27 protein-coding genes are annotated in these 25372 nt (G+C 59.6%); 18 read left to right on the forward strand and 9 right to left on the reverse strand.

What is annotated here, in order from left to right; genetic code table 11:
- Positions 1–20 precede the first annotated feature (20 nt).
- Together PMI37_RS00160 and PMI37_RS00165 are read right to left on the reverse strand one after the other, a co-directional pair.
- The gene (locus PMI37_RS00160; protein ID WP_008076854.1) at positions 21–902 is read right to left on the reverse strand and encodes a dihydrodipicolinate synthase family protein; all 882 of its coding nucleotides are present in this window, start codon (positions 900–902) and stop codon (positions 21–23) included.
- A 23-nt stretch (positions 903–925) separates the two neighbouring features.
- Complete coding sequence (locus PMI37_RS00165) at positions 926–1708, reverse strand: aldolase (RefSeq protein WP_008076855.1); 783 nt, start codon at positions 1706–1708, stop codon at positions 926–928.
- Positions 1709–1814: 106 nt separating this feature from the next.
- Here PMI37_RS00165 and PMI37_RS00170 point away from each other — a divergent pair, with 106 nt between their 5' ends.
- Complete coding sequence (locus PMI37_RS00170) at positions 1815–2357, forward strand: helix-turn-helix domain-containing protein (RefSeq protein WP_008076856.1); 543 nt, start codon at positions 1815–1817, stop codon at positions 2355–2357.
- A gap of 111 nt (positions 2358–2468) precedes the next feature.
- Here PMI37_RS00170 and PMI37_RS00175 read toward each other — a convergent pair whose 3' ends face one another.
- Positions 2469–3488 (reverse strand): DUF4917 family protein, encoded by a 1020-nt coding sequence (locus PMI37_RS00175; RefSeq protein WP_008076857.1) that lies wholly within the window; start codon positions 3486–3488, stop codon positions 2469–2471.
- A 156-nt stretch (positions 3489–3644) separates the two neighbouring features.
- On the opposite strand from PMI37_RS00175, the gene yiaY reads away from it, so the two are divergent.
- Entirely contained in the window at positions 3645–4793 is a 1149-nt protein-coding gene (gene yiaY / locus PMI37_RS00180; protein ID WP_008076858.1) for an L-threonine dehydrogenase, read from the forward strand.
- Here yiaY and PMI37_RS00185 read toward each other — a convergent pair.
- Complete coding sequence (locus PMI37_RS00185; protein ID WP_008076859.1) at positions 4790–5956, reverse strand: MFS transporter; 1167 nt, start codon at positions 5954–5956, stop codon at positions 4790–4792. The genes yiaY and PMI37_RS00185 overlap by 4 nt on opposite strands.
- Before the next feature lie 14 nt (positions 5957–5970).
- The gene (locus PMI37_RS00190) at positions 5971–7206 is read right to left on the reverse strand and encodes an aminotransferase class I/II-fold pyridoxal phosphate-dependent enzyme (protein WP_008076860.1); all 1236 of its coding nucleotides are present in this window, start codon (positions 7204–7206) and stop codon (positions 5971–5973) included.
- Between the two features lie 233 nt (positions 7207–7439).
- Here PMI37_RS00190 and PMI37_RS00195 point away from each other — a divergent pair, with 233 nt between their 5' ends.
- From PMI37_RS00195 to PMI37_RS00210, 4 genes are all read left to right on the forward strand, one after another.
- Positions 7440–8342, forward strand: a complete 903-nt coding sequence (locus PMI37_RS00195) for a LysR substrate-binding domain-containing protein (RefSeq protein WP_045122879.1) — start codon at positions 7440–7442, stop codon at positions 8340–8342.
- A gap of 231 nt (positions 8343–8573) precedes the next feature.
- Entirely contained in the window at positions 8574–9767 is a 1194-nt protein-coding gene (locus tag PMI37_RS00200) for a CaiB/BaiF CoA transferase family protein (protein ID WP_008076863.1), read from the forward strand.
- Positions 9764–10690 (forward strand): hydroxymethylglutaryl-CoA lyase, encoded by a 927-nt coding sequence (locus PMI37_RS00205; RefSeq protein WP_008076865.1) that lies wholly within the window; start codon positions 9764–9766, stop codon positions 10688–10690. Before PMI37_RS00200 ends, PMI37_RS00205 begins: the two co-directional genes overlap by 4 nt.
- A gap of 171 nt (positions 10691–10861) precedes the next feature.
- Complete coding sequence (locus PMI37_RS00210) at positions 10862–12193, forward strand: MFS transporter (RefSeq protein ID WP_008076867.1); 1332 nt, start codon at positions 10862–10864, stop codon at positions 12191–12193.
- 83 nt (positions 12194–12276) lie between these two features.
- On the opposite strand, the gene PMI37_RS00215 is transcribed toward PMI37_RS00210, so the two are convergent.
- Positions 12277–12762 (reverse strand): DMT family transporter, encoded by a 486-nt coding sequence (locus PMI37_RS00215; RefSeq protein ID WP_008076869.1) that lies wholly within the window; start codon positions 12760–12762, stop codon positions 12277–12279.
- A gap of 77 nt (positions 12763–12839) precedes the next feature.
- On the opposite strand from PMI37_RS00215, the gene PMI37_RS00220 reads away from it, so the two are divergent.
- The 8 genes from PMI37_RS00220 to PMI37_RS00250 all read left to right on the forward strand — a co-directional run bounded on the left by PMI37_RS00220 (position 12840) and on the right by PMI37_RS00250 (position 18851).
- Entirely contained in the window at positions 12840–13754 is a 915-nt protein-coding gene (locus PMI37_RS00220; protein WP_008076871.1) for a LysR substrate-binding domain-containing protein, read from the forward strand.
- Between the two features lie 209 nt (positions 13755–13963).
- Positions 13964–14698 carry a hypothetical protein gene (locus PMI37_RS00225; protein WP_008076873.1) on the forward strand — a complete coding sequence of 245 codons (735 nt, stop codon included), beginning with the start codon at positions 13964–13966 and terminating at the stop codon, positions 14696–14698.
- A 29-nt stretch (positions 14699–14727) separates the two neighbouring features.
- The gene (locus tag PMI37_RS00230) at positions 14728–15447 is read left to right on the forward strand and encodes a hypothetical protein (RefSeq protein WP_008076875.1); all 720 of its coding nucleotides are present in this window, start codon (positions 14728–14730) and stop codon (positions 15445–15447) included.
- Between the two features lie 4 nt (positions 15448–15451).
- Positions 15452–15868 carry a fosfomycin resistance glutathione transferase gene (gene fos / locus PMI37_RS00235; RefSeq protein ID WP_008076877.1) on the forward strand — a complete coding sequence of 139 codons (417 nt, stop codon included), beginning with the start codon at positions 15452–15454 and terminating at the stop codon, positions 15866–15868.
- A 60-nt stretch (positions 15869–15928) separates the two neighbouring features.
- A complete protein-coding gene (locus PMI37_RS00240; RefSeq protein WP_008076879.1) occupies positions 15929–16567 on the forward strand; it encodes a LysE family translocator in 639 nt (212 codons plus the stop codon).
- Between the two features lie 79 nt (positions 16568–16646).
- On the forward strand, positions 16647–17996 hold the full coding sequence (locus PMI37_RS00245; RefSeq protein WP_008076882.1) for a sensor domain-containing protein: 1350 nt from the start codon (positions 16647–16649) through the stop codon (positions 17994–17996).
- Between the two features lie 116 nt (positions 17997–18112).
- Positions 18113–18271, forward strand: coding sequence for a KGG domain-containing protein (locus tag PMI37_RS31015; RefSeq protein WP_081500477.1), 159 nt, complete (start codon positions 18113–18115; stop codon positions 18269–18271).
- Between the two features lie 76 nt (positions 18272–18347).
- Entirely contained in the window at positions 18348–18851 is a 504-nt protein-coding gene (locus PMI37_RS00250; protein WP_008076884.1) for a DUF4142 domain-containing protein, read from the forward strand.
- 63 nt (positions 18852–18914) lie between these two features.
- On the opposite strand, the gene PMI37_RS00255 is transcribed toward PMI37_RS00250, so the two are convergent.
- The gene (locus tag PMI37_RS00255) at positions 18915–19325 is read right to left on the reverse strand and encodes a low affinity iron permease family protein (RefSeq protein ID WP_008076887.1); all 411 of its coding nucleotides are present in this window, start codon (positions 19323–19325) and stop codon (positions 18915–18917) included.
- A 221-nt stretch (positions 19326–19546) separates the two neighbouring features.
- Here PMI37_RS00255 and PMI37_RS00260 point away from each other — a divergent pair, with 221 nt between their 5' ends.
- Positions 19547–20632, forward strand: a complete 1086-nt coding sequence (locus PMI37_RS00260; protein WP_008076889.1) for a type I restriction endonuclease — start codon at positions 19547–19549, stop codon at positions 20630–20632.
- Between the two features lie 36 nt (positions 20633–20668).
- Here PMI37_RS00260 and PMI37_RS00265 read toward each other — a convergent pair whose 3' ends face one another.
- Both PMI37_RS00265 and PMI37_RS00270 read right to left on the reverse strand, forming a co-directional pair.
- Complete coding sequence (locus tag PMI37_RS00265) at positions 20669–21208, reverse strand: AidA/PixA family protein (RefSeq protein ID WP_008076891.1); 540 nt, start codon at positions 21206–21208, stop codon at positions 20669–20671.
- A gap of 125 nt (positions 21209–21333) precedes the next feature.
- Positions 21334–21837: an inclusion body family protein gene (locus PMI37_RS00270; RefSeq protein WP_008076892.1), complete on the reverse strand. Its 504-nt coding sequence runs from the start codon at positions 21835–21837 to the stop codon at positions 21334–21336.
- A 377-nt stretch (positions 21838–22214) separates the two neighbouring features.
- Between PMI37_RS00270 and tam the strand changes: the two genes are divergently transcribed.
- The 3 genes from tam to PMI37_RS00285 form a co-directional block, all read left to right on the forward strand.
- Positions 22215–22985 carry a trans-aconitate 2-methyltransferase gene (gene tam, locus PMI37_RS00275; protein WP_008076894.1) on the forward strand — a complete coding sequence of 257 codons (771 nt, stop codon included), beginning with the start codon at positions 22215–22217 and terminating at the stop codon, positions 22983–22985.
- A 163-nt stretch (positions 22986–23148) separates the two neighbouring features.
- Positions 23149–24150, forward strand: coding sequence for an ATP-grasp domain-containing protein (locus tag PMI37_RS00280; protein WP_008076896.1), 1002 nt, complete (start codon positions 23149–23151; stop codon positions 24148–24150).
- Positions 24151–24243: 93 nt separating this feature from the next.
- A partial coding sequence (locus tag PMI37_RS00285) for a trypsin-like peptidase domain-containing protein (RefSeq protein ID WP_008076897.1) occupies positions 24244–25372 on the forward strand: 1129 nt, incomplete at its 3' end.

Here is a 25372-nt window from a genome sequence, read left to right on the forward strand (position 1 = left end):
GGCAGCTCCTACAGGGGTGGTTAGCGTAGGGTTTTCAGCAGGTCGTTGAGGTGAGCGCGGCCGGCCTCGTTCAGCGGGAACACCGGCAAGCGCGGTTCGCCCACCTCCAGCCCGGTTGCACGCAGCCCGGCCTTGATGGTTGCCGGCAGCCCACCCTTGAGGATGAAGTCCAGCAACGGCAACTGGCGGTAGAACAAGTCGCGCGCCCGGTCCAGGTCGCCGGCCATGGCCGCGTCATAAAGGTCCAGATTCAATTGCGCGATCAGGTTCGGCGCTGCTGTGCACCAACCTTTCGCCCCGGCGGCAAACGCCTCCAGTGCCAGCGGATTGCAGCCGTTGTAGAACGGCACCTGACCTTCGCCGAGCAATTGCAGCTTGTGCATGCGCTGGATATCGCCGGTGCTCTCCTTGACCATGGTGACGTTTTCCACGGCGTTGACGATGCGCAGAATCAGCTCGACCGACATGTCGGTGCCGCTGGTGGCCGGGTTGTTGTAGAGCATGATCGGCACGCCGATGCTCTCGCCGATGGCGCGGTAATGCGCGAGAATTTCCGCCTCGCTGAGCTTCCAGTACGACGCCGGCAGCACCATCACCACATCGGCGCCATGGGCTTCGGCGAAACGTGCGCGGCGCACGGCTTTGGCGGTGGTCAGGTCGGACACACTGACGATGGTCGGCACCCGTTTGGCCACGTGCTTGATACTGAATTCGGCGACTTGGTCCCACTCCGCATCGCTCAGGTAAGCGCCTTCGCCGGTGCTGCCCAATGGCGCGATGGCGTGGACGCCGCTGGCGATCAAGCGGTCAATCGATTGGCCGAGTGCCGGCAGATCCAGCCCTTCGCCATTGGCGCTGAACGGGGTGATGGTGTAGCCGATGATGCCGTGAATGTTGGACATGGGAGCGTCTCCGTAAGAGGGTTTCAGTTCAGGCAATCGGCGTGTTGGCGCAGGTTCTGCCGGGCGTAATAGTTGAAGGCGGCGGCGTGGCGTTTCGGCTTGGCGATCCAGTCATGGGCTTCGCGGCCCAGCGCGGGGATGATCGGTTTGATCGTGCCCGCCGCCATCGCCAGCAACTGCAACTTCGCCGCGCGTTCGATCAATTGAGCGATGACACAGGCCTCTTCAATGGTCGTGCCGGTCGACAGCTGACCGTGGTGCGAAAGCAGGATTGCGCGTTTGTCGCCCAGCGCACCGGCAATCAATTCACCTTCTTCGTTACCCACCGGCACGCCCGGCCAGCCTTCGAGAAACGCGCAGTCGTCGTACAGCGGGCACAGATCCATGTGGGAAATCTGCAGCGGCACTTCGAGCATCGACAGCGCGGCAACGTGCGTCGGGTGGGTGTGGATGATGCAGTTGACGTCCGGCCGGGCGCGGTACACCCAGCTGTGAAAACGGTTGGCCGGGTTGGCCATGCCGTGACCTTCGAGCACCTCCAGATCCTCGTTGACCAGCAGCAGATTGCTCGCGGTGATTTCGTCGAAACCCAAGCCCAATTGCTGAGTGTAATAGGTGCCGGGCTGCGGGCCACGGGCAGTGATTTGTCCGGCCAGGCCTGAGTCGTGACCGTTCTCGAACAGAATCCGGCAGGTCAAAGCCAGCTTTTGCCGGTCTGTCCACGTATTATCCGCAAGGCTTTTTTGCATCTGGGTCAGCGCTTGCTTGACCAGTTGGTCTTTGGGTAGTGCTAATGTCTTGGCCATGTCTGTGTCCTTTGGGTGATTGCAAATGACACGAAAGAGGCTATATGACACAAAGTGTCATTGGCAAGCACAAATCGTCGCTTCCTTGATGGAATAACCGCAGCGCATGTCTATCCGTTTGAAATTATTGAGAAAAAAACTTGGCGTAACCCTTGAGGCACTGGCCGAAAAATCCGGCATGACCAAGAGTTATCTGTCGAAAGTCGAGCGCGGGTTGAACACACCGTCGATTGCTGCCGCGTTGAAACTGGCGAAAGCGCTGAACGTGAAGGTCGAGGAATTGTTCTCCGAAGACAACGTCAGCCTCGACAGCTACAGCCTGGTGCGCAGCCATGAACGTCAGTCACTGGCCGCCAATGATCAGAGCCCGGGGTATGCGGTGCTGGCGCACCAGGTCAGCGAGCGCAATTTGCTGCCGTTCATCATCTATCCGCCGAGCGAGTTCAGCGACAAGACCTTCAAGGAGCATTTGGGCGAGGAGTTTCTGTTCGTTCACGAAGGGCAGGTGGAAGTGGATTTCATGAACGAGAAAGTGCTGCTGCAGCGCGGCGATGCGCTGCACTTCAATGCACAGAAACCGCACCGGATCCGCTCGGTCGGCGAGGTGCAGGCGCAGTTGCTGGTGGTGGTGCACAGCGCTGAAGAATGAACCCTGAAATCAAAAGATCGTCCGAACGCGGCCCGAGCCTTCGGCAGCTCCTACAGGGGAACGCATTGCAACTGTAGGAGCTGCCGGAGGCTGCGATCTTTTGATCTTGCTTCAAACCTCGACCGGTACCGACAATTTCGGACTGCCCAGCGCATGCGTCTTCGCATCAAAAAACCGCAACTCAGCCCCCGTCCCGTCAAACACCTGCGCGTAATGCCGCTTCTGATGCTGCACAAACGCCGCACTGCGCGGATAAATCGAGATCGCCACAGTCTTCGGTTTCGCCAAGCGCAGCGCGCGAACGATGTGCGCATCCTGCTCGCCCAAGGCATGACCAAAGATGCACAAACCGCCGTCATGCCCCAACAACTGCTCATAACAGAACGACAGGTAATCCGAGCTGCGAATGGTTTTGAGCTTGTCCGCACTCGGCCCTTCGGTGACGAACAGCGGCACGTCATCCAGCGTCTTGATCGTATTGTTGATGGCGAAGCTGCCGAGCAACGTGCCCTCGGTCGAGGTCAGTTTGCGCGCCGTGCCATCCTGATTGCGCACCAGGTGCAGACCGCCATGCAGGTACAGCAAACGCGGTTTGTCAGTGGCGCTTTCGGCCAGATCGAAACTCGCATTGGCGCCGTTGAACAGGTCGTCGATGGCCTCGCTTTGGTGTTGCAGCGCCCAGTAGTTGAGCAAGTCGTAATTGGTGGTGAACACCGTGCGATAGCGCGCCAGTTCGTCATTCAAAGTCGCCAGCGTCGAGGCTTTCACCAGTCGCCAAGGAATGTGCACGGCGTGCACGGTGTTGATCAGCGCTTCCTTGATCGCGTAGTAGCGATTGCGCGGTGCGGCGGAGCTGACGGCCAGCGCCTTGTTGACCCGGCTGGTGGTTTTCAGTGCGCCGAGCACTTGCTCGAAGCTGCGCGTCTGCATCGCGTCAAACACGGCCAGTTCCGAGGCACTCAGCGGTTTCTCTTCCACGGTGCGGGCGTTTTCGAACAGCGAGTCGTAGCCAAAATCGTCCCACACCGCACGGCTGGCGCCATTGCCCACCAGCAGGCCGTTGAACTCGGCTGTGGCGCGCAGGGCGTTCCAGTCTTCGAGGGAGGCGTCGACATCCAGAAAATCGGTCATTGCGTAGGAGGTCTCAAAACATAGGGGCTGATGGGCGGCGACTTTATCACGAGCGGGCATTGAGCCAGATCAACATCGACGGTGACCGATCGGTCGATCCTGTGTGCATCCGCCGAACCGGAGCAGTCGATTCGGCCCCTGTCAGGAGACGTGCGCATGACCAGTACCTTTTTCATTCCGGCGGTAAACATCATGGGCAACGGCTGCCTCGACGAAGCCATGATCGCGATTCGCAACTACGGTTTTCGCAAGGCGCTGATCGTCACCGACGCGGGGCTGGCCAAGGCCGGCGTGGCCACCATGCTCGCCGAGAAACTGGCGATGCAGGACATCGACTCGGTGATTTTCGACGGCGCCAAGCCGAACCCGAGTATCGCCAACGTCGAGTCCGGGCTGGGCTTGCTCAAGGAAAGTCGCTGCGATTTTGTCGTCTCGCTGGGCGGCGGTTCGCCTCACGATTGCGCCAAGGGCATTGCCCTGTGTGCGACCAACGGCGGTGAAATTCGCGATTACGAAGGCGTCGATCAATCGAGCAAACCGCAACTGCCGCTGATCGCCATCAACACCACCGCCGGCACCGCCAGCGAGATGACGCGGTTCTGCATCATCACCGACGAATCGCGCCACGTAAAAATGGCCATCGTCGACCGCAACGTCACGCCCCTGCTGTCGGTCAACGACCCGCAATTGATGGTCGCGATGCCCAAAGGCCTGACCGCCGCCACCGGCATGGACGCGTTGACCCATGCGATCGAGGCTTACGTTTCGACCGCCGCCAACCCGATCACCGACGCTTGCGCGCTGAAGGCGATGACCCTGATCAGCAACAATTTGCGCCTGGCCGTGCGCGACGGCAGCGACCTCGCCGCGCGGGAGAACATGGCCTATGCGCAGTTCCTCGCCGGCATGGCGTTCAACAACGCCTCGCTCGGTTTTGTGCATGCGATGGCGCACCAGTTGGGCGGTTTCTACGACTTGCCCCACGGGGTGTGCAACGCCGTGTTGCTGCCGCATGTGCAGACATTCAACGCGCTGGTCTGTGCGGATCGCCTGACCGATGTGGCGCACGCGATGGGCGCGGATATTCGTGGTTTTAGCGCCGAGGAGGGCGCGCAAGCGGCGATCACCGCGATCCGTTGCCTGGCCCGGGACGTTGACATCCCCGGCGGCTTGCGTGAACTCGGCGCCAAGCTCAACGACATCCCGGTGCTCGCCACCAATGCGCTGAAAGACGCTTGCGGTCTGACCAACCCGCGCGCGGCGGATCAACGGCAGATCGAGGAGATTTTCCGTAACGCGTTCTAGCGCGGATTGCCCGCCGGCGCGAATCGTGTGCAGAGCATCGCGCCGAGGGCCAGCAACACGCACAGCAGCGACAACGGCCACGCCTCTGCGCTGGCGATCAGACTGGCCACCGCGCCAATGATCGCCGCCATCAATTGATGAATGAAGCCGCTCAACGCCATCGCGTAGGCCCCCGCAATCGGCGCGCCATCGTTGGCGCGTGACAGGCTGATCGGGTAATTGAGCGACTGGCCAGACACCGCCACGCAGTAGGGCAGCCAAAACAGCCACGCGACCGAACTGGCCGCCAGACTGCCCAGCAGCATCACGCCGCTACCGGCCAACACTAGACCGACGCCAACGGTCATCAACCACGCCTGACCGGTACGCAACACGAAGTGATTGACCGCCAGCGCACCGAGAAAATACGCCGCACTGATCGGCCAGCCGAGCAACCCGTAATCCACCGTCGACCATGCGAACGGCCCCTGCAGAATCAATGGCGCTGCCGTGTTGAAAGCGATGATCACGCCATAGCCCAAACCTCCGGCCAGTGCCGGCAGCAGGAACGCCCGATGGAGCAAAATCTGCCGGTACACCGACCAGGATGAGTCGGTGGCCGGTTCGTCGGCCAGTGTCGGAAACTGCACGCGCGACACGATCAGCGCCATCGACAGGCACGTTACGCCCAGCAAATAGAAGATCGCCTGCCATCCGAGCGTCACCTCGATGATCGAGCCCAGGTACTGGCCGATGCCCAGCGCCACCACGAATGAAATCGAAATCCACGACAACGCCTTGGCCAGCAAAGCACCGCGAAAACTGTCGCGGATCAGCACCCGCGCCATCACTGAAATACCGCTCGCGCCGATACCTTGCAGCAGGCGCAGGAGTAAAAACGCCTCCAGCGTCGAACCCAACGGCAACGCCAGATTGGCCAACCCGTAAATGCCCAACGCTGCCAGCAACACTGGTTTACGCCCGATGCGCTGGGCCAGGCTGCCCCAACTCAACATCGGCAGCGCCATGCCGATCAGGTACAGCGCCAATCCCCACGACACCTGCGCAGGTTCAGCCTGCAGAGAGTGGGCGATCTCCGGCAGCGCCGGCAGGTAAAGGCTCATGCCCAACTGGGCGAGAAAAACCGTGCTACAGGTGATCAGGAGGGTGACGCTGGCGTTCATCAATCGTCCCTGTTTCAGTCGTCGACATCGCAACGGTGGGTGCGCAACAGCTCGGTCATCACTTCGCAGAAGCGCCGGATCAGTGCTGGCGACATATCGGCGCGCAGGGTAATCCGGATGGCCGCCTTGCCTTGCGCGAGCACTGGGAAAAACACCGCGCTGGTGAAAAATCCCTGCTCGGCCAACTCACTGGCAATACGATTAGCCACCGCCGCCTGGCCGCATTTGATCAGGCGGATGGCCATGTTGCTGTGGCATTGCTCGGTGCTGATCAGGCTGTCAAACAGGCGGATATTAGCCTGCAGGCTCGTCTGCAACGTGGCGAATTCTGCGCTGCGATGCAGACGGATCGAGGCCCGCCCGGCGCCGATCGCCGCGCAGTTGAGACTTTGCGACCAGTTGCTCGGCCCGCCGTAGCGCTGGATGAGTTTTTTCTGCCGCGCGTTGCCGAGCATGACCAACCCACCGCTGGCGCCAAACGATTTGGCCAGTGAGGCGACGATCAGGCAGTCGTCCTCCAGCGCCGTTACTTGCGGACGTACCAGGCCGGCGCCTTGCTGGCCCACGGCAGACAAGGCGTGGGAATCATCCAGGTACAGAAACAGCCCATAGCGATCCTTCAGGTACAACAGGCCTTCCATGTTGGCGACGCCGCCCATGCTGTAGGCGCCGTCGGCGACATAGGCGACACGGGCGTGCTGCTGGCAGGTCCGTTCGAGAAAATCCATGTCGTTGTGCGGCGCGGTGATCACCCGGGTTTCATCGGCGCAGGCCGCTTTCAAGTGACTCATCGAGTAATGCGCCATGCGATCAAACACCATCACCGGTGGCTGCCCCTCGGTGAAAATGCCGCTGGCCAGCAACGGCAGGATGCCGGCGCTGGCCGCGCTGCAAGACAAGGTGCTCAGGCAGACCGCACCGAACAGCTGCGACAGTTCGGTTTCGTATTGCTCCAGAATCGCCAGTTTGCAGCGGTTCTTCGAGTTGGCGACCCGCAGGCTGCCGGTTTCGCGCAGCGCGGCAATGGCGCCTTCAAGCAGGGCCGGGTGGTGGTCGAGGCCCAGATAAGAGGTGGTACAGAAGTGATGCAATTCACGACCGTACTGATCGAGCAGGCGGTTGGCACCTTGCACGTGGACATTGAGCCCGGCGACTTTGCCGAGTTCGGCGATGTCCCAATCGTAATCGGCCAGGGCAATGACTTTGCGGTAGTTGGAATACAGGTTGAGGCTGGGCAACGGCAGATTCACAGGCGACATTCCTTGAGCGTAGCGATCCATGGGGTGTTGCAATTTGTGTGTATTGCCAGACTTTACAGAGCGCAAAGTCGGCTAAAAATCGGCCGTTTCCGCTAATCCTGAGAGGCGATGGAGTTTTGTTTGTAGGGCGAAGCCGCGAAAGTCTGCGGATTAATCACATGTCCGACTTCAACAAAAACCGGGCTATCCTGCCGACTCGAACGAACCCCGCCAGCGAGCCTTCCATGCTGCAGAAAAGCCTGATTCGCCGCCTCGATCTGATCACCCTGCAACTGTTTGTCGCCGTGCACGAAGAGGGCACGCTGACCCGCGCCGCCTCGCGCGAAGCCATTGCGGTGTCGGCGGCCAGCAAGCGTCTGATGGAATTGGAGGAGGCGCTGGGCATCAGCCTGTTCGTGCGCCAGGCCAAAGGCATGACCCTGACGCCGGCCGGCGAAACCTTGCTGCACCATGCGCGGCAGATGCTGTTCAACGTCGAAAAAATGGGCCTGGAGTTGGGCGAGCATAGCCACGGTGTGCGCGGTTATGTGCGCATGTTGGCGAACCTGTCGGCGATCATTCAATTCCTCCCCGAAGACCTGCGCGACTTCTCGGCGCGGCATCCGCAGGTCAAGACCGATCTGGAAGAACGGCCCAGCGCCGGGGTGATTCAGGGTGTACTCGACGGCGTCGCGGATCTCGGCATCTGTTCCAACGACAGCGACACCAAAGGCCTGCACAGCGTGCTCTACCGCGAGGACAAACTGGTCGTCGTGATGTTGCCCGAACACCCTTTGGCGGCGCGTGCGTGCGTGGCGTTCGCCGAAACCCTGGACAGTGATTACGTCGGTTTGCACGCCGCCAGTTCGATCAACATGCGCACCCACGCGGCGGCGCGCCAGGCCGGCAAAGTCCTGCGCATTCGCATCCATGTGCCAGGGTTTGATGCGGTGTGCCGGATGGTTCAGGCCAACATGGGCATCGGGATTTTGCCGCAGCGGGCGTATGAGTTGTTCGGCCAGGCGCTGGGGCTGCACGCGGTGCCGCTGACCGATGACTGGTCGGATCGCGCGCTGATTGTGGTGGTGCGCGATGAGGTGGGGTTGTCGCCCGTCAGCCGATTGTTGTTCGAGCACCTGCGCCACTGATCCACCCACACCCACCCCACATCCCCCCTGTAGGAGCTGCCGAAGGCTGCGATCTTTTGATCTGTTGTTTTGAAGAGCAAGATCAAAAGATCGCAGCCTTCGGCAGCTCCTACAGGGGGAGGGCGATGCGTTCGCAGTTCGCGAACGCTTGTTGCCGAGTGAAGGTTGGATTGATCCGCGCGGTGTCCTCTAGCCTTGGCCGCATATTCCAAGAACAAGAGGTACCCCACAATGACTGCCCCCTTGAGTGCGATCAAAGTGATCGAGATCGGCACCCTCATCGCTGCGCCGTTTGCCGCGCGCATGCTCGCCGAATTCGGCGCCGAGGTGATCAAGATCGAAGCCATGGGTCAGGGCGACCCGCTGCGCAAATGGCGCAAACTGCACGAAGGCACCTCACTGTGGTGGTACCTGCAATCGCGCAACAAGAAGTCGCTGGCGCTCAACCTCAAATCCGCTGAAGGCATCGAACTGGTCAAGCAACTGGCCCGCGACGCCGACGTGATCATCGAGAACCTGCGTCCCGGCGCCCTGGAGAAACTCGGCCTCGGCTGGGACGTGCTCCACGCACTCAATCCCAACCTCACCCTGGTGCGCATTTCCGGCTACGGCCAGACCGGACCGTACCGCGACCGCCCGGGTTTCGGTGCGATCGGCGAGGCGATGGGCGGCATTCGCTACACCACCGGCACGCCCGGTTCGCCGCCGGCGCGAGTGGGCGTCAGCCTCGGCGATTCACTGGCCTCGCTGCACGCGGTGATCGGTGCCTTGATGTCGCTGCTGCGGGTCAAGACCGGGCAGGGCGGCGGTCAGGTGGTCGATGTGTCGCTGGCCGAAAGTGTGTTCAACGTCATGGAAAGTCTGGTGCCGGAATACGACATGCTCGGCCATGTCCGCGAACGCAGTGGCGGCGCGTTGCCGGGCATTGCCCCCTCCAATACCTATCTGACGGCTGACGGCGCCTACGTGGTGATCGCCGGCAACAGCGACCCGATCTACAAGCGGCTGATGCAGACCATTGGCCGCAGCGATCTGGCCGACGCCGAGGAGTTCGCTCACAACGACGGTCGCGCAGCCAAGAGCGGAATGCTCGATGCGGCCATCACCCACTGGACCAGCAGCCTGCCGATCAACGACGTACTTGCCGCCCTCGAAGCCGCCGAAGTGCCGGCTGGACGCATCTACTCGGTCGCCGACATTGTTGCCGATCCGCACTATCAGGCGCGGGAGATGTTGCTCAACGCCGAACTGCCGGGCGGTGCAACGGTGAAGATGCCCGGCATCGTCCCGAAACTGTCGGAAACCCCCGGCGGCGTGAACTGGTCGGGGCCGACCCTCGGCCAGCACACCGACGGTATCCTTGCCGGTCTCGGCCTGACTGAACTCGACATCGAACGCCTGAAAAGCCAAGGGGTGGTGCAATGATCACGGACTATTCGCAAACGTTGATCGTCCAGGAAGTTTCGCCTCGCGACGGCTTGCAGATCGAGCCGACCTGGGTGGAAACCGCTGACAAGATCGCGCTGATCGATCAGCTGTCGCTGGCCGGTTTCAGCCGCATCGAGGCCGGTTCGTTCGTCTCGCCCAAAGCCATTCCGGCACTGCGTGACGGCGAGCAGGTGTTCAAAGGCATTGAACGGCAGCCGGGGCTGATTTACGTGGCGCTGATCCCCAATCTCAAAGGCGCACAGCGCGCACTGGAGGCGAGGGCCGATGAACTGAACCTGGTGATGTCTGCCAGCCAGACCCACAACCTCGCCAACATGCGCATGCGTTGCGAAGATTCACTGGCGGCGTTCGGCGACATTGTCGCGTTCGCCAGCGGCTCGGGCGTGCGCCTCAATGGCAGCATTGCGACGACGTTCGGTTGCCCGTTCGAGGGCCAGATCGCCGAGGATCGCGTGCTGCAAATCCTCGACGCCTATCAGGAACTCGGCATTCAGGGCATCACCCTCGCCGACACCACCGGCATGGCCAATCCGCGTCAGGTCGATCGCTTGGTGCGACGGGTGTTGCAGCGGGTTTCAGCGGCCGACCTGACCCTGCACTTTCACAACACTCGCGGTCTGGGTTTGTGCAATGTGCTGGCAGCGTACGAGGCCGGTGCCCGGCGTTTCGACGCGGCGCTTGGCGGCCTCGGTGGTTGCCCGTTTGCGCCGGGGGCGTCGGGCAATATCTGCACGGAAGATCTGGTGAATCTGTGCGATGAGATCGGCATCCACACCGGCATTGATTTGCCGCTGTTGTTGCAACTCTCGCTCGGATTACCGGCGCTTCTCGGGCACGAAGTCCCCGGCCAATTGGCCAAGGCCGGGCGCAATTGCGACCTGCACCCCATTCCCACCTGAACACCGCCATTCCCCTGTAGGAGTGAGCCTGCTCGCGATTGCGGTCTGTCATCCAGCACGGATGTCGACTGACCCATCGCCATCGCGAGCAGGCTCACTCCTACAGTTAAAAACCAAACCAGACAACAAAAACAATCGGACGCCCACCGGCAGTCCGCCTGGAGAAAAGCTATGAGCCTCAATGTAATGGAGGCGGGCGCAAGCTCGTCCGTCGATCACGATGCCGAAAAAGCCCTGGTCAGCAAAGTCGCCTGGCGCCTGATGCCGCTGATCATGGTCTGTTACCTGTTCGCCTTTTTCGACCGCATCAACATCAGCTTCGCCAAATTCCAGCTGCAAGCCGACCTGAGCCTGAGCGACACCGCGTACGGTCTCGGCGCCGGGCTGTTCGTGGTCGGTTATGTGTTGTTCGAAGTGCCCAGCAACATGATGTTGTACAAGGTCGGCGCGCGCCGCTGGATCGCCCGGATCATGATGTCGTGGGGCGTGGCGACGGCACTGATGGTCTTCGTGACCAGTGAATGGCAGTTCTACGCGCTGCGTTTTCTGATCGGCGCGATGGAAGCCGGTTTTGCCCCGGGCGTGCTGTATTACCTGACGCTGTGGTTCCCGCAGCACTTCCGTGGACGCATCACCTCAATGCTGTTTCTGGCCTCGGCGTTTGCCGGTCTGGTCGGTGCGCCGTTCTCCGGGCTGGTGCTGGAACACCTCGACGGCGTGCTGCAAATGCGCGGCTGGCACTGGTTGTTTCTGCTCGGCGGCGTGCCGTGTGTCGGCCTCGGTTTCCTGGTGTTGATGCTGCTCAAGGACCGCATCGAAGACGCGCACTGGCTGACTGCCGAGGAGAAAAAACTGCTCTCCAGCCGTATCGCCCATCACGAGCCGCACAAGAGCGGCGGCTCGTTGCTGGCGGCGCTGAGGATTCCGGGTTTCCTGACCTTGGGGCTGATCTACTTTCTGATTCAGGTCGCGTCCTACGGCCTGAATTTCTGGGCACCACAATTGATCCGCAGCGCCGGTACCGAGAGCCCGGTGATGATCGGGCTGCTGACGGCCATCCCGTACATCTGCGGCGCGATCACCATGGTCGTCATCGGGCGGTTATCGGACGCCACCGGTGAGCGGCGCAAGTTTGTCGCGGGGCTGGTGGTGGTCGGCGCAATCGGCTTCTTCAGTGCGGGGATTTTTGCTGACCACACCACGTTCCTGATTGTCGCCCTCGGCTTGCTCGGTGCGGGCATCATCGCTGCGATCCCGAGCTTCTGGACCTTGCCACCGAAGTTGCTGGCCGGTGCTGGCGCAGGTGCCGCCGGCGGGATTGCGGTGATCAACACCCTGGGTCAGTTCGGCGGGATCGTCAGCCCGGTCATGGTCGGGCGCATCAGGGACCTCACCGGCAGCACCACGCCGGCGCTGTATGTCATCGGTGTCGCGGCATTGATCGCGGCGGCGTTATTGCTATGGGGATTGCCGCAGAAACTGCGCACACTCGACAAATATTGAGCCGCTGAAAAGATCGCAGCCTTCGGCAACTCCTACATGATCCGGTCAATGTAGGAGCTGCCGAAGGCCGCGATCTTTTGATCTTATTGCGCTGCCAAAACCTTTCCCGGTGAATGGCCAAACTGAATCAACCCCACCCCGGCAATCAACAACAGCGCCCCAAACACCCGTGGCAGCGTCAGCTGTTTCTCCAGCAACCCGAACAACCCGAAGTGATCCAGCAGCATCGAAGCCAGCACCTGTCCGGCCAGCGCCAAGGCAATGAATCCCGAAGCCCCGAGCTTGGGCAGCAACACCACCGCCAGCGCGACAAAACACACGCCAAACGCACCACCGGCCCACATCCACAACGGCGCTTTGCTGATAAAGGCCATCGACGGTAGCGGCAAGCGCAACAGCAGAATCACCGGTAACAACACCAACACACTCACCAGCAGCGAGGCCAATGTCGCCCACAGCGGATGGCCCAAGCCGCGCGCCAGATTGCTGTTGATCGCACCCTGAAACGGCACCACCGCCCCGGCAAACGCGGCCAACGCCAACAACCCGGCCCACTGCAACGTACTCATGTTCACTCTCCAACAGGTTTTGCTGGACTCTAGAGTATTCGTCGCGCAGATTTAAATTCCGTTTCGTCATCCAGAACATGCATCAAATGAATGATCTACGCCGCATCGACCTCAACCTGCTGGTGATCCTCGACGCCTTGCTTAGCGAACAGCACGTCACCCGCGCCGCCGAGCGCTTGCACCTCAGCCAACCGGCGGTCAGTCATGCGCTGGCGCGGCTGCGTGACGTGCTCGGTGATCCGCTGCTGGTACGGGCTGGCTCGACGCTGGTGCCGACTGCGCGAGCACTGGAACTGATCGCACCGTTGACCGAAGCCCTGGCACAAGTGCAATCGCTGCTGGCGCCCAACACCTTCGATCCGGCCAGTGCACGACGGACTTTTCGGCTGGCGATGTCGGACTATGGCGCGGCGATCATCCTCCCGTCGCTGATCCGAACCCTGCGTCATGAGGCGCCTGGCATCGATTTGCAAATCAGCCATGCCAGTCGTGAAGGGATGCTTGAAGGCGTGCTCAATGGCGATATCGACGTGGCGGCCGGGGTCTTCCCGGAAATGCCCCACGAATTGCGCAGCACGCTGCTGTTCGAAGAACGCTACGTGTGCTTGCTGGATCGCCGGACGTTGCCGGCCAGCGGTCATCTGGACCTGCGCACTTACCTGTCGCGCCCCCACGCCTTGCTGGAAATGCGCGGTAGCGGCACCCCGGAAATCGAACGCGCGCTGACCTCATTGCGCGAACGTCGCCGCGTCGCGATCAGCCTGCCGCATTGGAACGTCGCGCCGCAGTTGATCAGTGGCACGGACCTGATTTTGACCGTGTCATCGCGAAGTGTGCGCGACATTGATCAGCAGACACTGGTCGTGGTGCCGCCACCGTTCGAGATTCCGCCGTTCACGTTTGTGCTGGCCTGGCATAAGCGCCGGGGTGGAGATCAGGCGTTGAACTGGTTGAATCAAAAAATTCAGGAAGGGATAGTCGCGGCGAGCTGAGCGTTATTTACCACGCTTTTGGCGGCAGTCGCCGTGTATGGCGGTGTAGTGGTGTGTAATACAAGACGCTACAGCGTGATACGAGGAGAGGCCAGTCCCGTTTGTCTTCTGGGTAAGACCAAATGCGTTTTGATTTGCTGATGATTCGGTTGAAAGGGTCGATACAGCAGGGGATAGTGCGCGGCTGAAACCTCATCAAGGAGCGGGAAGTGACAGTGAAGTCTGGCTGGATCGGGTGTGCGGCGGTGTGCGCGTGGTTGATGGCGGGGCCGGCGTTTGCCGATTGCACGCCTGCACCCAAGGCGCAAGCGCTGGATTTTTCCATTTGTAAGGACTGGCCGGCGTTTCCAGGTCTGACGATCACCGCCGCCGCCCATTTCTCGCCCGATCCGGTGTACGGCGCAACAGAGACCGTGGGTGTCTACGACCTCGGGTTGTCGCTGAGGGCGAGCAGCGACTCGCAGCCGTTGGCGACGTTTCATCAGCCTGCTGCCTTCTCTGTCGATGCGATCGCGCTGGATGAACTGAAATTAGACACTGCCCGCTACAAGCTCGCGCCGCAATTGCAGGCGTTTGGCGTTCGAGTGCGCTTCAAAGGCTCTTCGCGCGTGAATCCTCTGGATGAAACCTGGTTGTCGCTCTATGTGAAAGAGGGCAACACACTGCGTCCGGTCATGGATCGTCTGGTGGTATACGAGTATGGCGGTGAGTGGGATGGTAATTGTGCGGGCGAGCGTTATGAAACGTCGCGAACGCTGGAGCTGGCCAAAACCAGCACGCATGGCTATGCCGACCTGATCGTTAAAACGATCAGCAGCTCGACCGTTGGCAGCGGTGAGAGAGAGGTGTGCGAATCGAAAACCGTCACGCAAAAACCTGTCCTGACGACAATCCGTTATGACGGCAAAAAATATGAATTGCCCGCCGACTTCAAGCGCATCTAAGACAACCGTTTTTTATTCAAGGAAGAACAATGATTTCACGTAACACATTGCTGGGCTCCTTCATCGTCCTGGGACTGTTAACGATGACCGCCCAGGCCGCCTGCCAGACCAAAGACTTCGACGGCAAGTCGCTGTCCCGCTGCAAAGTCTGGCCGGCGTTCCAGAATCAGGCGATTGCACTCAAGTCGACGTACCTTGCCGACGCCGGGAGTGACGATGCCGGGATGTACGATCTCGACCTGTCGATCGTCAATGCCGCCAACGCCGCGCCCATCGCCACTTACCACAAGCCGGGCGCTTACAACTCCGACGCCATTCGCCTGGATGATTTGCGCATCGACACCGCGCGCTATCGCCTGGCGCCCGACGTGCGGGCTTTCGGCGTGCGTTCATTGTTCGGCCACAGTTCCAGCGCACTGCCTTATGAGAAAACCGATCTGACCCTGTACGTCCGCGAGGGCAATGCGCTGCGTCCGGTACTGGAAGGCTTGGTGGTGTTCAAAAACAACGGTGAATTCATGGGTGACTGTAGCGGGTATGCCAATCAGGTCCGCCGCACGCTCGACGTTGCGCCAACGAGTCACCATGGTTTCGCCGATTTGATCATCACCACCCGCGGCAGCAAAATGAAAGACGTCAAGTCCGGTGGCCAATGCGTGTCGAAAACCACTGACCTGAAGAAAACCCAGATCACCCTGACTTACGACGGCGAGCAATACGTCGTCCCCGAGGACTTCAGAGGTTACTGAATCCATGCTGACCGGCCTCAACCACCTGACCCTGGCGGTCAGCGATCTGCAGCGCAGCCTGGCGTTTTATCGCGATGTGCTGCAGTTGCGCGTCGAGGCAACGTGGGACGCCGGCGCGTATCTGTCGCTGCCGGGGCTGTGGCTGTGTCTGTCGCTGGATCCATTGCGCAAGTCCGAGCCGGGCGCTGATTACACGCACTACGCCTTCAGTCTGGAAAGCGCGGACTTTGCGAGTTTCGTACGGCGGCTAAAAGCGGTCAACGTGAAGGCATGGCGCGACAACCGCAGCGAAGGTGCGTCGTTCTACTTCCTCGATCCGGATGGCCACAAACTGGAGCTGCATGTTGGCGATCTGGCGTCGAGGCTGGCGGCGTGTCGGCAAAAACCGTACGCCGGCATGCGTTTTTACGACGAGCAGTGATCAGGCGCAATCGGCTGATATAGACTGGCCGCCACGTGTTCTGGCGCTTGCAGGTTTTCCATGACTCCATCTTTGCTAATGGCCGTTCTGGCCTCGGGTTTCATCTACGGCATCACGCCGGGGCCGGGTGTGCTGGCGGTGTTCGGCATTGGCGCGGCGCATGGGCGGCGGGCCGGGGCCGGGTTCCTTTGCGGGCATTTGCTCGGTGATGTGGTCTGGTGCAGCACGGCGCTGATCGCGATTGTCGGCGCCCGGGAAATCGGCAGCACGGCGTTCGATGTGCTTGGCGTGCTCAGCGGCCTGTACCTGTTCTGGCTCGGCTGGCGTGCGGTGCGGGCCCAGCGCCGTAGCGGCGACGAGGCACAAGGCGCGGCGCGTCAGCCGTTCTGGCACGGAATTCTGTTCGGTTTGACCAATCCCAAGGCTTATCCGGTGGCGGTGGCGACCTTTACGGCGCTGCTGTCGAGTCGCGCCGAACTGCTCAACTGGTCGATGTTGCCAGCGCTGATCGCCCTGAGTTTTCTCGGTGGACTGCTTGCCTACGCTATTCTCATTGGCGTGGTCGGCGCTAAGCGGGTGCGCACGCTGTATCAGCGTCACGAACTGCTCATTACCCGCCTGTGCGGCGTGATGTTCATCGGTTTTGCCGTCAACGCGCTGATGCATGCGCTGCCGGGGTTGATGCCGAACAAGGCTTGATGGTCTGTGCAGGGATGCGTGAATAAAAGGTCAGGGATGGTTGATGAGTGCTGCATTGTCCGGACACCCACGCTGAACCATGGAAAGCCGAAATTCCGCGCCGTTGGCGAGTTACATCGACCTGTTGCTGGACGCCGTTTGTGCGGTCGACAAGCAGGGACGCTTCGTGTTTGTCAGCGCTGCCTGCGAGCGTATTTTCGGCTACACGCCAGACGAATTGATCGGTCGGCCGATGATCGAACTGGTGCACCCGGCTGATCGACAGCGCACGCTTGCGGCCGCCAGCGAGATCATGGGCGGCGAGCCGAAACACAACTTTGAAAACCGTTATGTGCGCAAGGACGGTCGCGTCGCGCACATTCTGTGGTCGGCGCGCTGGTCAGAAGTCGATCAACTGCGCATCGCCGTGGCCCGCGACATCACCGAACGCAAACAGGCCGAATCACGCCAGGCGGCGTTGTATGCGATTTCCGAAGCCGCCCATGTCGCCGAAGATCTGCTGGCGCTGTTCAAGCGTATTCACCTGATCATCGGTGAATGGTTGCCGGCGCTGAATTTCTCCGTGGCGCTGTACGACGAGCACTGCGCACAACTGAACTTTCCCTATCATGTCGACGATCACGAATTGCAGCCCGAGCAACCCGGCACCGTCACCGGGCGCTTGTGCACAGAAGTGATCCGCAGCGGTCAGCCGATTCTTCTGACACCCGACAGCGACGATTGCCCGGCTGATTTTGCCGCGCTGGTCGCCGGGCAGAATTCGCCTTGCTGGCTCGGCGTGCCCCTGAATTCGAAAAACGGCACCATCGGCGCGTTGATCGTCAAAAGCCTGCCCGGCGGCGAACGCTACACCGAGCAGGACAAGGAGCTGCTGCAATACGTCTGCGCCCAGGTTGCAACCGCCATTGAACGCCAACAATTGCACGCCCGACTGCGGCGCATGGCGCAATACGATCAGCTCACGCAATTGCCAAATCGGGAGTTGTTGCGCGAGCGTTTGACGGCGGCTTTAACCGGCGCCCGCGAGCAATCCGGGCATATGGCGTTGCTGTATGTCGACCTTGATCGCTTCAAGCAGGTCAACGACACGTTCGGTCATGCGGTGGGCGACATGCTCCTGCAAACCGTGGCCAATCGCCTCAAGGGCTGCGTGCGTGAAACCGATACGGTTGCGCGGATTGGCGGTGATGAGTTCGTCGTGCTGTTGCACAGTGTTCATGCCGCTGAAGATGCCGACAGCGTGGCGGAAAAAATCCGACAGGTGCTGGTACAACCGATGCGTCTGGATGGCCACAACCTGCGCATTCAGCCGAGTATCGGCGTCGCCCGCTACCCCGAGCACGGCAGTGGCGAGGAACAACTGTTCCGGCATGCCGATCAAGCGATGTACACGGCCAAGCGCTTGAACCACCACGCCTTCAATAACTGATCCGGTCGCGCCGTTCGTCGCATCGAGGGCAATTTTTCTAAACCTTTGCCCGGCAGAAAATTCTCAATCTAGGCGGGCACCTGCTCGCCACGATCAATACCAAGAGGTAGAGAATCATGCCTAATTCAAGAAACTCGAACTCGGGAAACTTCGCCAACGATCGAACGAAGGCCTCTGAAGCTGGTCGCAAAGGTGGGAAAACAACCACCACGACAGTTGATAAAGAGCCTGCGAAAACAGACATGGGCCGCAAGCCCGCTCAGAAATCGAAGTAGTCGGTGGAGGTTGTTTTGATTGAGAGGCGGGGGCGTAAGCTCCCGCTTGAATTTGCAGAGTAAGGAGGGCGCGACCATGAGCCGGATGGCCACCCGTGTACGCAACATCAGTTTTGCAACATTGCTGGGCCTGTGTGCCAGCAGTGCTTTCGCCCAGTCGCCCGCCGACTTCATCAACGAAGCGTCGGCAAAAGGCATGGCCGACATTGAGGCCAGCCGCTTGGCGCACGGCAAAACCGAATCCAAAGAGGTCAAGGATTACACCATCGTCGTGATCAATGACCGCACCACGGCCAATCAGCACCTGGCGAAGATCGCCAAGAAGCTCGACTTGCCCGTCGCCCCACGCGAGGAAATGGCTGACAAGGCCAAAGAACTGATACCAGAAGTCAAAGACGGCGCGACGTTCGACCAGGCCTACGCTGCCAGTCAGGTCAAAGCCACTGAAGAGGCTATCGAACAGATTCAGCAGCAAGCACAAACCACCGACGTGCCGGAAATCAAAGCCTTCGCTGACGAAACGCTGCCCAAATTGCAAAACCACCTGCAAATGGCCCGCGCCCTGCAAGCCAGCCGCTAATCAAAAAAGATCGCAGCCCGCCCCATGTAGGAGCTGCCGCAGGCTGCGATCTTTTGTCACCCATCAACACTCATTCAAATCCTGTTTCGGCTTACCCTTCTCGCCCAGCCCTTCAAGATTGAACACCTCGCCCTCACCCAGCATCCGATAATGCTTGCGCAACGCTTCCAGTTGCTTGAGGTCCAGCGCCTCCAGTCCGAGCATCGCGTTCTGCGCCTCTTTGGTCACCAGCAGCAATTCATCGATCTTCAAATGCAGGATGTCGGTGTCGCGGTTCTGCGTGTTCTGAATCAGGAACACCATCAAAAACGTGATGATCGTCGTCGAGGTATTAATGATCAGTTGCCAAGTATCGTTGTAATTAAAAATCGGCCCGCTCAACCCCCACAACCCAATCAGGATCAATGCCCCCATGAACGTCTTCGGGCTACCGGCCCACAGGGCGAGCTTCTGGGAAATCTTTGCGAATTTCATAGCCGTGTTCCTTATTGGGATGCGCCTGAAATTCAGACACTGACGGGGTTGTGAAAATTCGACTTACAATTTTTTCCGTTCGAGAAAAATAGGGGGGGCAAAGACGCGAGGGATGACTTGAGGGTGAAACTTTCATTGTGCTGTTTTGTGGCTAGTATCAGTTGGCAATCAAATTGCCAGCAGCTCATTACACGGATAGAAAATCACGCAAGAGGCCACTCATGGAATTCTTCGAAAAGTTAGCCAGTCTAGCCGCCAAGGTCCGGTTGCAGAGCGCCGCAATCCAGACGGAAGAAGCAACGAAAAATGCATTTGTCATGCCCTTCATCAGCACGGTGCTTGGTTACGATGTTTTTGACCCAACAGAGGTTACGCCTGAGTTCGTGTGTGATGTGGGCACGAAAAAGGGCGAGAAAATTGACTACGCCATCATGAAGGGAGGGGAAGTACAGATTCTGATCGAGTGCAAAAAGATCGGTGAGCCTCTGCACATCAATCATGCTTCCCAGCTATTCCGCTATTTTCATGTCACCAGTGCACGAATCTCGATTCTCACCAATGGCCAGGTCTACAAGTTTTTTACGGACCTCGATGCGCCGAACAAAATGGATGAGAAGCCATTTTTGGAGCTGGATCTGCTGGACATTGATGAGTACTCGGTCCCCGAGTTGGTGAAATTGACCAAGTCGGCTTTTGACGTTGATTCGATCATCAACGCGGCGGGCGAATTGAAATATGTCAGCCAAATCAAGAAGGTCATCGCAGCGCAGGTCAGCAAGCCGGACGATGATTTCGTCAAGGTTTTCGCCTCTCGCGTTTACGACGGTGTGATCACTCAGAAAGTCCGTGAGCAGTTTCATGAGCTGACGCGTAAAGCTGTCGCGCAATTTCTCAATGACCAGATCAACGAGCGGTTGAAGTCTGCAATGAGCGGCGCTATCCCCCAGGCGTTGGTGCCAGTGCCGACAGCTTCTGGGGGCACAGATCCGTTGGTTCCAGGCGACGAATCAGACGATAAAATCATCACCACCCTGGAAGAGTTGGAGGGGTATCACATCGTTCGGGCGCTGGTTCGTTCGGTCGTCGATGCCAAGCGAATCGTGCAGCGCGATACTCAGAGTTATTTCGGCATCCTGCTGGATGATAACAACCGCAAACCGATCTGCAGATTGCATTTCAATCGATCCCAGAAGTACATCGGTATCTTCGATGAGGAAAAGAACGAAACGCGCCATCCGATCAGTACGGTCGACGACATCTATGAGTATTCGGATCATCTGAAAAAAACGGTTGGGTACTACGCCTGACAATAAACCGGCCCTTGGAGGCCGGTTTTTTATCGCCTACTCAGTGATTTCCATGCCTACCGTCCAACTGAAATACCCCACAGCCTCACACTGCTGGTTCACCAGCATGAAACTCAACTCGCACTGTTCGACCCCGATACCCTTCGCCGTGCAAGCCCAAAAGTGATCATCTGCCTTGTGGCTGCCGGGTACGGTCGGGTTTGCCGGGTCGGGAGCGGGGACGGTGAGGTGCGTGTGGACTTCCAGGGCCGGTTCTGTAACCACGTCGCTGCTGGCGACGGTCATGCGATAGATGACGACGCTGTGCTCGGCGATCAGGCTGATGGATCGTCCACGAAAATGCAGGAGGCGGCCGATCTCGATTGGCAGTGTCACTTTGCTGTCATTTATAACTATTTCTTTCGAATTATTACCCGCGGCGAAAAAGACCAGACCATCGGCAATGCCTGTTGGCGCGGCCGGGTCCAGGCTGGAGTCCGGATGACGCTTCAGCATTGACTCGGCATCCACGATCAGCAGGATATTGTGTGCATCTGTAGCGGCAGAAGAGGGCGAGGGAATGGGTTCGGAAGTCATCATGGATTCCTTTCATGATGTTGGCACAAGACGGCAACCGCTTCGGCCAAGGCAAGACATCCTGTTCCGGCCGGGGCGGCAACGGATCGGTTGAGCCCCTCTTGGGCGAGGGGCCCTGAACATCATCAGTTATGAATGGAGATGAACGGATCCCACGAGCAGCAGCCGATGATCTGGCAGTTGCGATCGACGATCAGGAAGTGGAAGTGATAGGTCACGCGACCGCAGTCCAGGGTCTCCGACGACCAATAATGGTTATCGACTTTCTGGCAGCTGGGGACGGATGGGTTTTCCCGATTGGGCACCGCAACACAAGCTGTAGCCTTGCGCGGCGAGGGTGGCGAGATCAGGTCAGCACCGGCATTGCCGATGAACTTGTAGAAAATTACCGCCTGTTCGAAGCTCTGCGACAGGCTTGTTTCGCGCCAGCGGATCAGGTCGCCGACCTGAGCCTTGAGGTCCAGCTCGCCACCGGCCTGGCCACTGACGACGTTATCCTGATTGGTGACCATGTACACATGATGCCAGTCGATCAGCGTGGGGTTCTTCGGGTCTTTGCTGATGTTTGGATATTTTTTCAGAATGGTTTCGGTGTCGATAGAGACCAGAATATCCGTAACTCGAGACATGGTAACGCTCCTTTTTTCAGAGTGACCGTCGCGCCTCAATCCAGGCACGACGACGCTTGCTTGCCGTATGGCTTACGCGAGCACACTACTGGGGGAACCCACCGGTCATGAGGTATGAGCAGGCCGTGCTCCTTGCACGAAGACGAGAGAATCGGGTTCCTTCCGACTGCCGCCACTTGACTATAGGTAGATTTTTTTTGCTGTCAAAATCGCTTTTGTCTGGCTCGACGGACGGTCAGAAACGCAATAGGCACCTAAGCATTGGCGATAAAGAACGGTCTTCGCAGACATGCTTTGAAATGAGTCGCTCTGGAGCGAATCACGATGCAACCTGTATTGTAACCAACCGCTGCAACACCCCCTGACAGGAGAACGCAATGAGTTGGTCTGCCCAGCAATATGTCGCCTTCGAAGATGAACGTACCCGGCCGGCGCGCGATCTGCTGGCGGCGATTCCATTGGCTGAAGCGCGCTCGGTCATCGACATCGGTTGCGGCCCGGGCAACTCGACTGAACTCCTGGTGCAGCGCTTTCCGGGGGCAGGCGTCAGCGGACTGGACAGCTCGGCTGACATGATCGAGGCCGCACGCAAGCGCTTGCCGCAGTTGCAGTTTGAGGTGGGCGACATTGATCAATGGGCCGACGAAGGTCGCTTCGATGTGATTTTCGCCAATGCGGTGTTGCAGTGGGTGCCGGACCATGCGGCGTTATTGCCGGCGCTGGCAGGCAGGTTGGCGTCCGGTGGCAGTCTGGCGATCCAGATGCCGGACAACCTCAATGAACCGTCTCATCGGCTGATGCGTGAAGTCGCCGCCAATGGCCCGTGGGCGAGCAAACTGGCGGGAGCAGCAGGGCAGCGCACCGATATGGCGAGCGCCAGCGATTATTTTTCCATGCTACGACCGCACTGTGCGCGAGTCGACGTGTGGCGCACCACCTATCACCATCAGTTGACTGGCGGAGCGGCGGGCGTGGTCGAGTGGTTCAAGGGTAGTGGTCTGATCCCGTTTCTCAACCCGTTGAGCGAGGTCGAGCAGGCAGCGTTTCTGGAGCAATACCAGGCGCGAGTCGAAGAGGCCTATCCGGCGCTGGCTGATGGTTCGGTACTGTTGCCGTTCCCGCGGTTGTTCATTGTCGCCACCCGATAATCGTCAGGGGCGTTGCGCGTGGCATTTGCCGAGGCAGGCCATTTGCACTGTACCCCTTGAGTTTGCACCGCAAGTCGGTACTGTCCGCTCCAACAGTGGAAGTCGGCGAATTTTTCATGTGTTTTACGGCTTTCGGCGCATCGACAAGGGAGGGTAACAAATAGTGATCTGGTTTCTCGAAGGGCAGTCCAGTCAACGGGACATCATTCTCGGCGCGCGCGAAGCGTTGCCGGCCGAAGTGAAGATTTACGCCTCGCATCGACAGGATCGTCCCGAAATCACTTCGGTTGCCGACGTCAGTTTTGTCGAGCCTGCGGACAATCAGGAACGCATCGATTGGGTCATTGCCACCGCGCAGGCTCATCAGATCAAGGTTGTACTGGCCGGTCGTGTGGGCCGGGAGTTCGAACATGCCCGCGAGCGCTTCGAGCGCGCCGGGCTGGTGCTGGTCACCGGTGCACTGTCGCTCGACACGTTTGACCTGGTCGACGACAAAAGCCGCTTCACGGCTGAGGCGGAGCGCGCGGGTCTGGCCTGCGTGCCGGCAATCACCGCGTCGAATGCCGAGGAACTGCAAGCGGCTTACCAGATGTTATCGGCGTCGGGGGAAGTCTGTGTCAAACCTGCCGTGGGCATTTACGGTCAGGGTTTCTGGCGGTTCAAGGCCAGTGCCGACCCTTTTCGCTGCTTCGCCAACCCCGATGTGCGTGAAGTGAACTTCGACATCTATATGCACGGCTACCGTTCGGCACTGACGCCGCCACCACCGATGCTGGTCATGCCATACATGGCGGGCAGTGAATGTTCGGTGGACATGGTCTGTGAAGCCGGGCGCCCGGTTGCGTTCGTCGGCCGTCGCAAGAAAGGCCTGCATCAACTCTGCGAGCGTGAAGGGGCGGCGATCGAGCTTGCCTTGAAGGCCGCCGAGCACTTCAAGTGTGACGGTATCGTCAATGTTCAGACCCGTGACGACGCAGACGGTAACCCGCACCTGCTAGAGATCAACGCGCGTTATTCCGGCGGCGTCGGCTACACCCGGGCGGCCGGAGTGAACCTGGCGGGGATTTTTGCCGCTCGTCGGCTAGGCTTGCCCGAGCCCCAAGGGATTTGGCGACCAGACGTGCGGGTAAAGGGGATCACCGTTGCGGCGGTAGCATCACCCTGATATTAAATAGGCCTATGAAGTCTGATACCATTTGCTCGTTTGCGTCGACCGGCACAGACCCACGCAGGAAGCAATCCAAGGAGTTTTCAAGGAATGATGGTGCTAGCGCCTGGCGCAAACACCGCAGTATCAAGCGCCCGGAGTGAATGGACTCTGGAATGTGGTAACTCTTCGGCTTTCGGGGAGTACGCCGCAGTTGCCATATTGCCGGTTGATGAAAAACGCCGCCCGAAAGGTGATCCTGCCCTCTTTCAGACGCCACGCGCCTGGATGGAATGGGTCGAGGACCAGCAGAAAGTCGGCTGCAAGCTGAAACTGGACGAAATCCCGGCGGGCAGCGATCGCGTGCTCCTGGTGGTGTACACCTTTTCTGCTGCGGGGCCGGTGAGTGAGCTGAAAAACCTGCGCCTGCAGGTCGATGGCCAGATTGATTACGCGCTGGATCTTGGCGAAAACGGCGAGTCCGCCATCATCATTGGCGAGTTCTACCGCCGAAATGACCAATGGAAATTTCGTGCGCTGGCTGAAGGCTCTGCCTACGGCCTCGCGGCGCTTGGCCGGCGTATCGGTCTGGATATCGACGACGCCCATCCCAATGGCCGCTCCAGTGGCTCAGGCTCCGGTCGACCGCCGAGCAGCGCCACCGGCACGGCGTTCGCCGTCTCTGCCACCCATGTCATGACCTGCGCCCACGTCATTGAAGGCATGCGTGAGATCCACATTGCCTCGTTTGACGGGCGTTATCGTGCCGATCCCGTTGTGGTTGATCGACGCAACGACATCGCTCTGCTGCGGGTGATCGATTGCCCGGCATTGAAACCGGTAGCGTTCAAGTCCGGCTTCGGTTGCGATCTGGGCGAAGCCATTGTCGCGCTGGGGTTTCCTTTGGCCGGTTTTGCCGGCGGTGGTGTCCACGTCACTCAGGGCGGTGTGTCGGCCCTGTTCGGTTTGCACAACGACGCCAGCCTGCTGCAGTTCACCGCAGCCATTCAGCCGGGCTCCAGCGGCAGCCCGCTCTTCGATTCTTCCGGGGCCGTGATCGGTCTCGTCACCTCATCCATACCTGACGCACAGAACATGAACTTTGCGGTGAAAGCCTCACTGTTGAGCTCTTTTCTCGATGCCTGCCGTGTTGACGGCAGAAAACATGCATCTGGCCAGACCTTTACCGCAGCCCAACTGGCACGCGAAGCACAAGCTTCGATGTGGCGGGGGGAAGCCA

Origin of the sequence: Pseudomonas sp. GM80, assembly GCF_000282515.1 — a bacterium.
Taxonomy (GTDB): Bacteria; Pseudomonadota; Gammaproteobacteria; order Pseudomonadales; family Pseudomonadaceae; genus Aquipseudomonas.

Bases quoted from the DNA above. Each gene is read 5' to 3' on its own strand.
- PMI37_RS00195 (WP_045122879.1), top strand. From the start codon at position 7,440: ATGCTGCAGAAAAGCCTGATTCGCCGCCTCGATCTGATCACCCTGCAA.
- PMI37_RS00215 (WP_008076869.1), bottom strand. From the start codon at position 12,762: ATGAGTACGTTGCAGTGGGCCGGGTTGTTGGCGTTGGCCGCGTTTGCC.
- PMI37_RS00245 (WP_008076882.1), top strand. From the start codon at position 16,647: ATGGAAAGCCGAAATTCCGCGCCGTTGGCGAGTTACATCGACCTGTTG.
- PMI37_RS00185 (WP_008076859.1), bottom strand. From the start codon at position 5,956: ATGAACGCCAGCGTCACCCTCCTGATCACCTGTAGCACGGTTTTTCTC.
- PMI37_RS00220 (WP_008076871.1), top strand. From the start codon at position 12,840: ATGCATCAAATGAATGATCTACGCCGCATCGACCTCAACCTGCTGGTG.
- fos (WP_008076877.1), top strand. From the start codon at position 15,452: ATGCTGACCGGCCTCAACCACCTGACCCTGGCGGTCAGCGATCTGCAG.
- PMI37_RS00170 (WP_008076856.1), top strand. From the start codon at position 1,815: ATGTCTATCCGTTTGAAATTATTGAGAAAAAAACTTGGCGTAACCCTT.
- yiaY (WP_008076858.1), top strand. From the start codon at position 3,645: ATGACCAGTACCTTTTTCATTCCGGCGGTAAACATCATGGGCAACGGC.
- PMI37_RS00255 (WP_008076887.1), bottom strand. From the start codon at position 19,325: ATGAAATTCGCAAAGATTTCCCAGAAGCTCGCCCTGTGGGCCGGTAGC.
- PMI37_RS00230 (WP_008076875.1), top strand. From the start codon at position 14,728: ATGATTTCACGTAACACATTGCTGGGCTCCTTCATCGTCCTGGGACTG.
- PMI37_RS00165 (WP_008076855.1), bottom strand. From the start codon at position 1,708: ATGGCCAAGACATTAGCACTACCCAAAGACCAACTGGTCAAGCAAGCG.
- PMI37_RS00175 (WP_008076857.1), bottom strand. From the start codon at position 3,488: ATGACCGATTTTCTGGATGTCGACGCCTCCCTCGAAGACTGGAACGCC.
- PMI37_RS31015 (WP_081500477.1), top strand. From the start codon at position 18,113: ATGCCTAATTCAAGAAACTCGAACTCGGGAAACTTCGCCAACGATCGA.
- PMI37_RS00265 (WP_008076891.1), bottom strand. From the start codon at position 21,208: ATGACTTCCGAACCCATTCCCTCGCCCTCTTCTGCCGCTACAGATGCA.
- tam (WP_008076894.1), top strand. From the start codon at position 22,215: ATGAGTTGGTCTGCCCAGCAATATGTCGCCTTCGAAGATGAACGTACC.
- PMI37_RS00205 (WP_008076865.1), top strand. From the start codon at position 9,764: ATGATCACGGACTATTCGCAAACGTTGATCGTCCAGGAAGTTTCGCCT.
- PMI37_RS00200 (WP_008076863.1), top strand. From the start codon at position 8,574: ATGACTGCCCCCTTGAGTGCGATCAAAGTGATCGAGATCGGCACCCTC.
- PMI37_RS00260 (WP_008076889.1), top strand. From the start codon at position 19,547: ATGGAATTCTTCGAAAAGTTAGCCAGTCTAGCCGCCAAGGTCCGGTTG.
- PMI37_RS00160 (WP_008076854.1), bottom strand. From the start codon at position 902: ATGTCCAACATTCACGGCATCATCGGCTACACCATCACCCCGTTCAGC.
- PMI37_RS00210 (WP_008076867.1), top strand. From the start codon at position 10,862: ATGAGCCTCAATGTAATGGAGGCGGGCGCAAGCTCGTCCGTCGATCAC.
- PMI37_RS00270 (WP_008076892.1), bottom strand. From the start codon at position 21,837: ATGTCTCGAGTTACGGATATTCTGGTCTCTATCGACACCGAAACCATT.
- PMI37_RS00250 (WP_008076884.1), top strand. From the start codon at position 18,348: ATGAGCCGGATGGCCACCCGTGTACGCAACATCAGTTTTGCAACATTG.
- PMI37_RS00240 (WP_008076879.1), top strand. From the start codon at position 15,929: ATGACTCCATCTTTGCTAATGGCCGTTCTGGCCTCGGGTTTCATCTAC.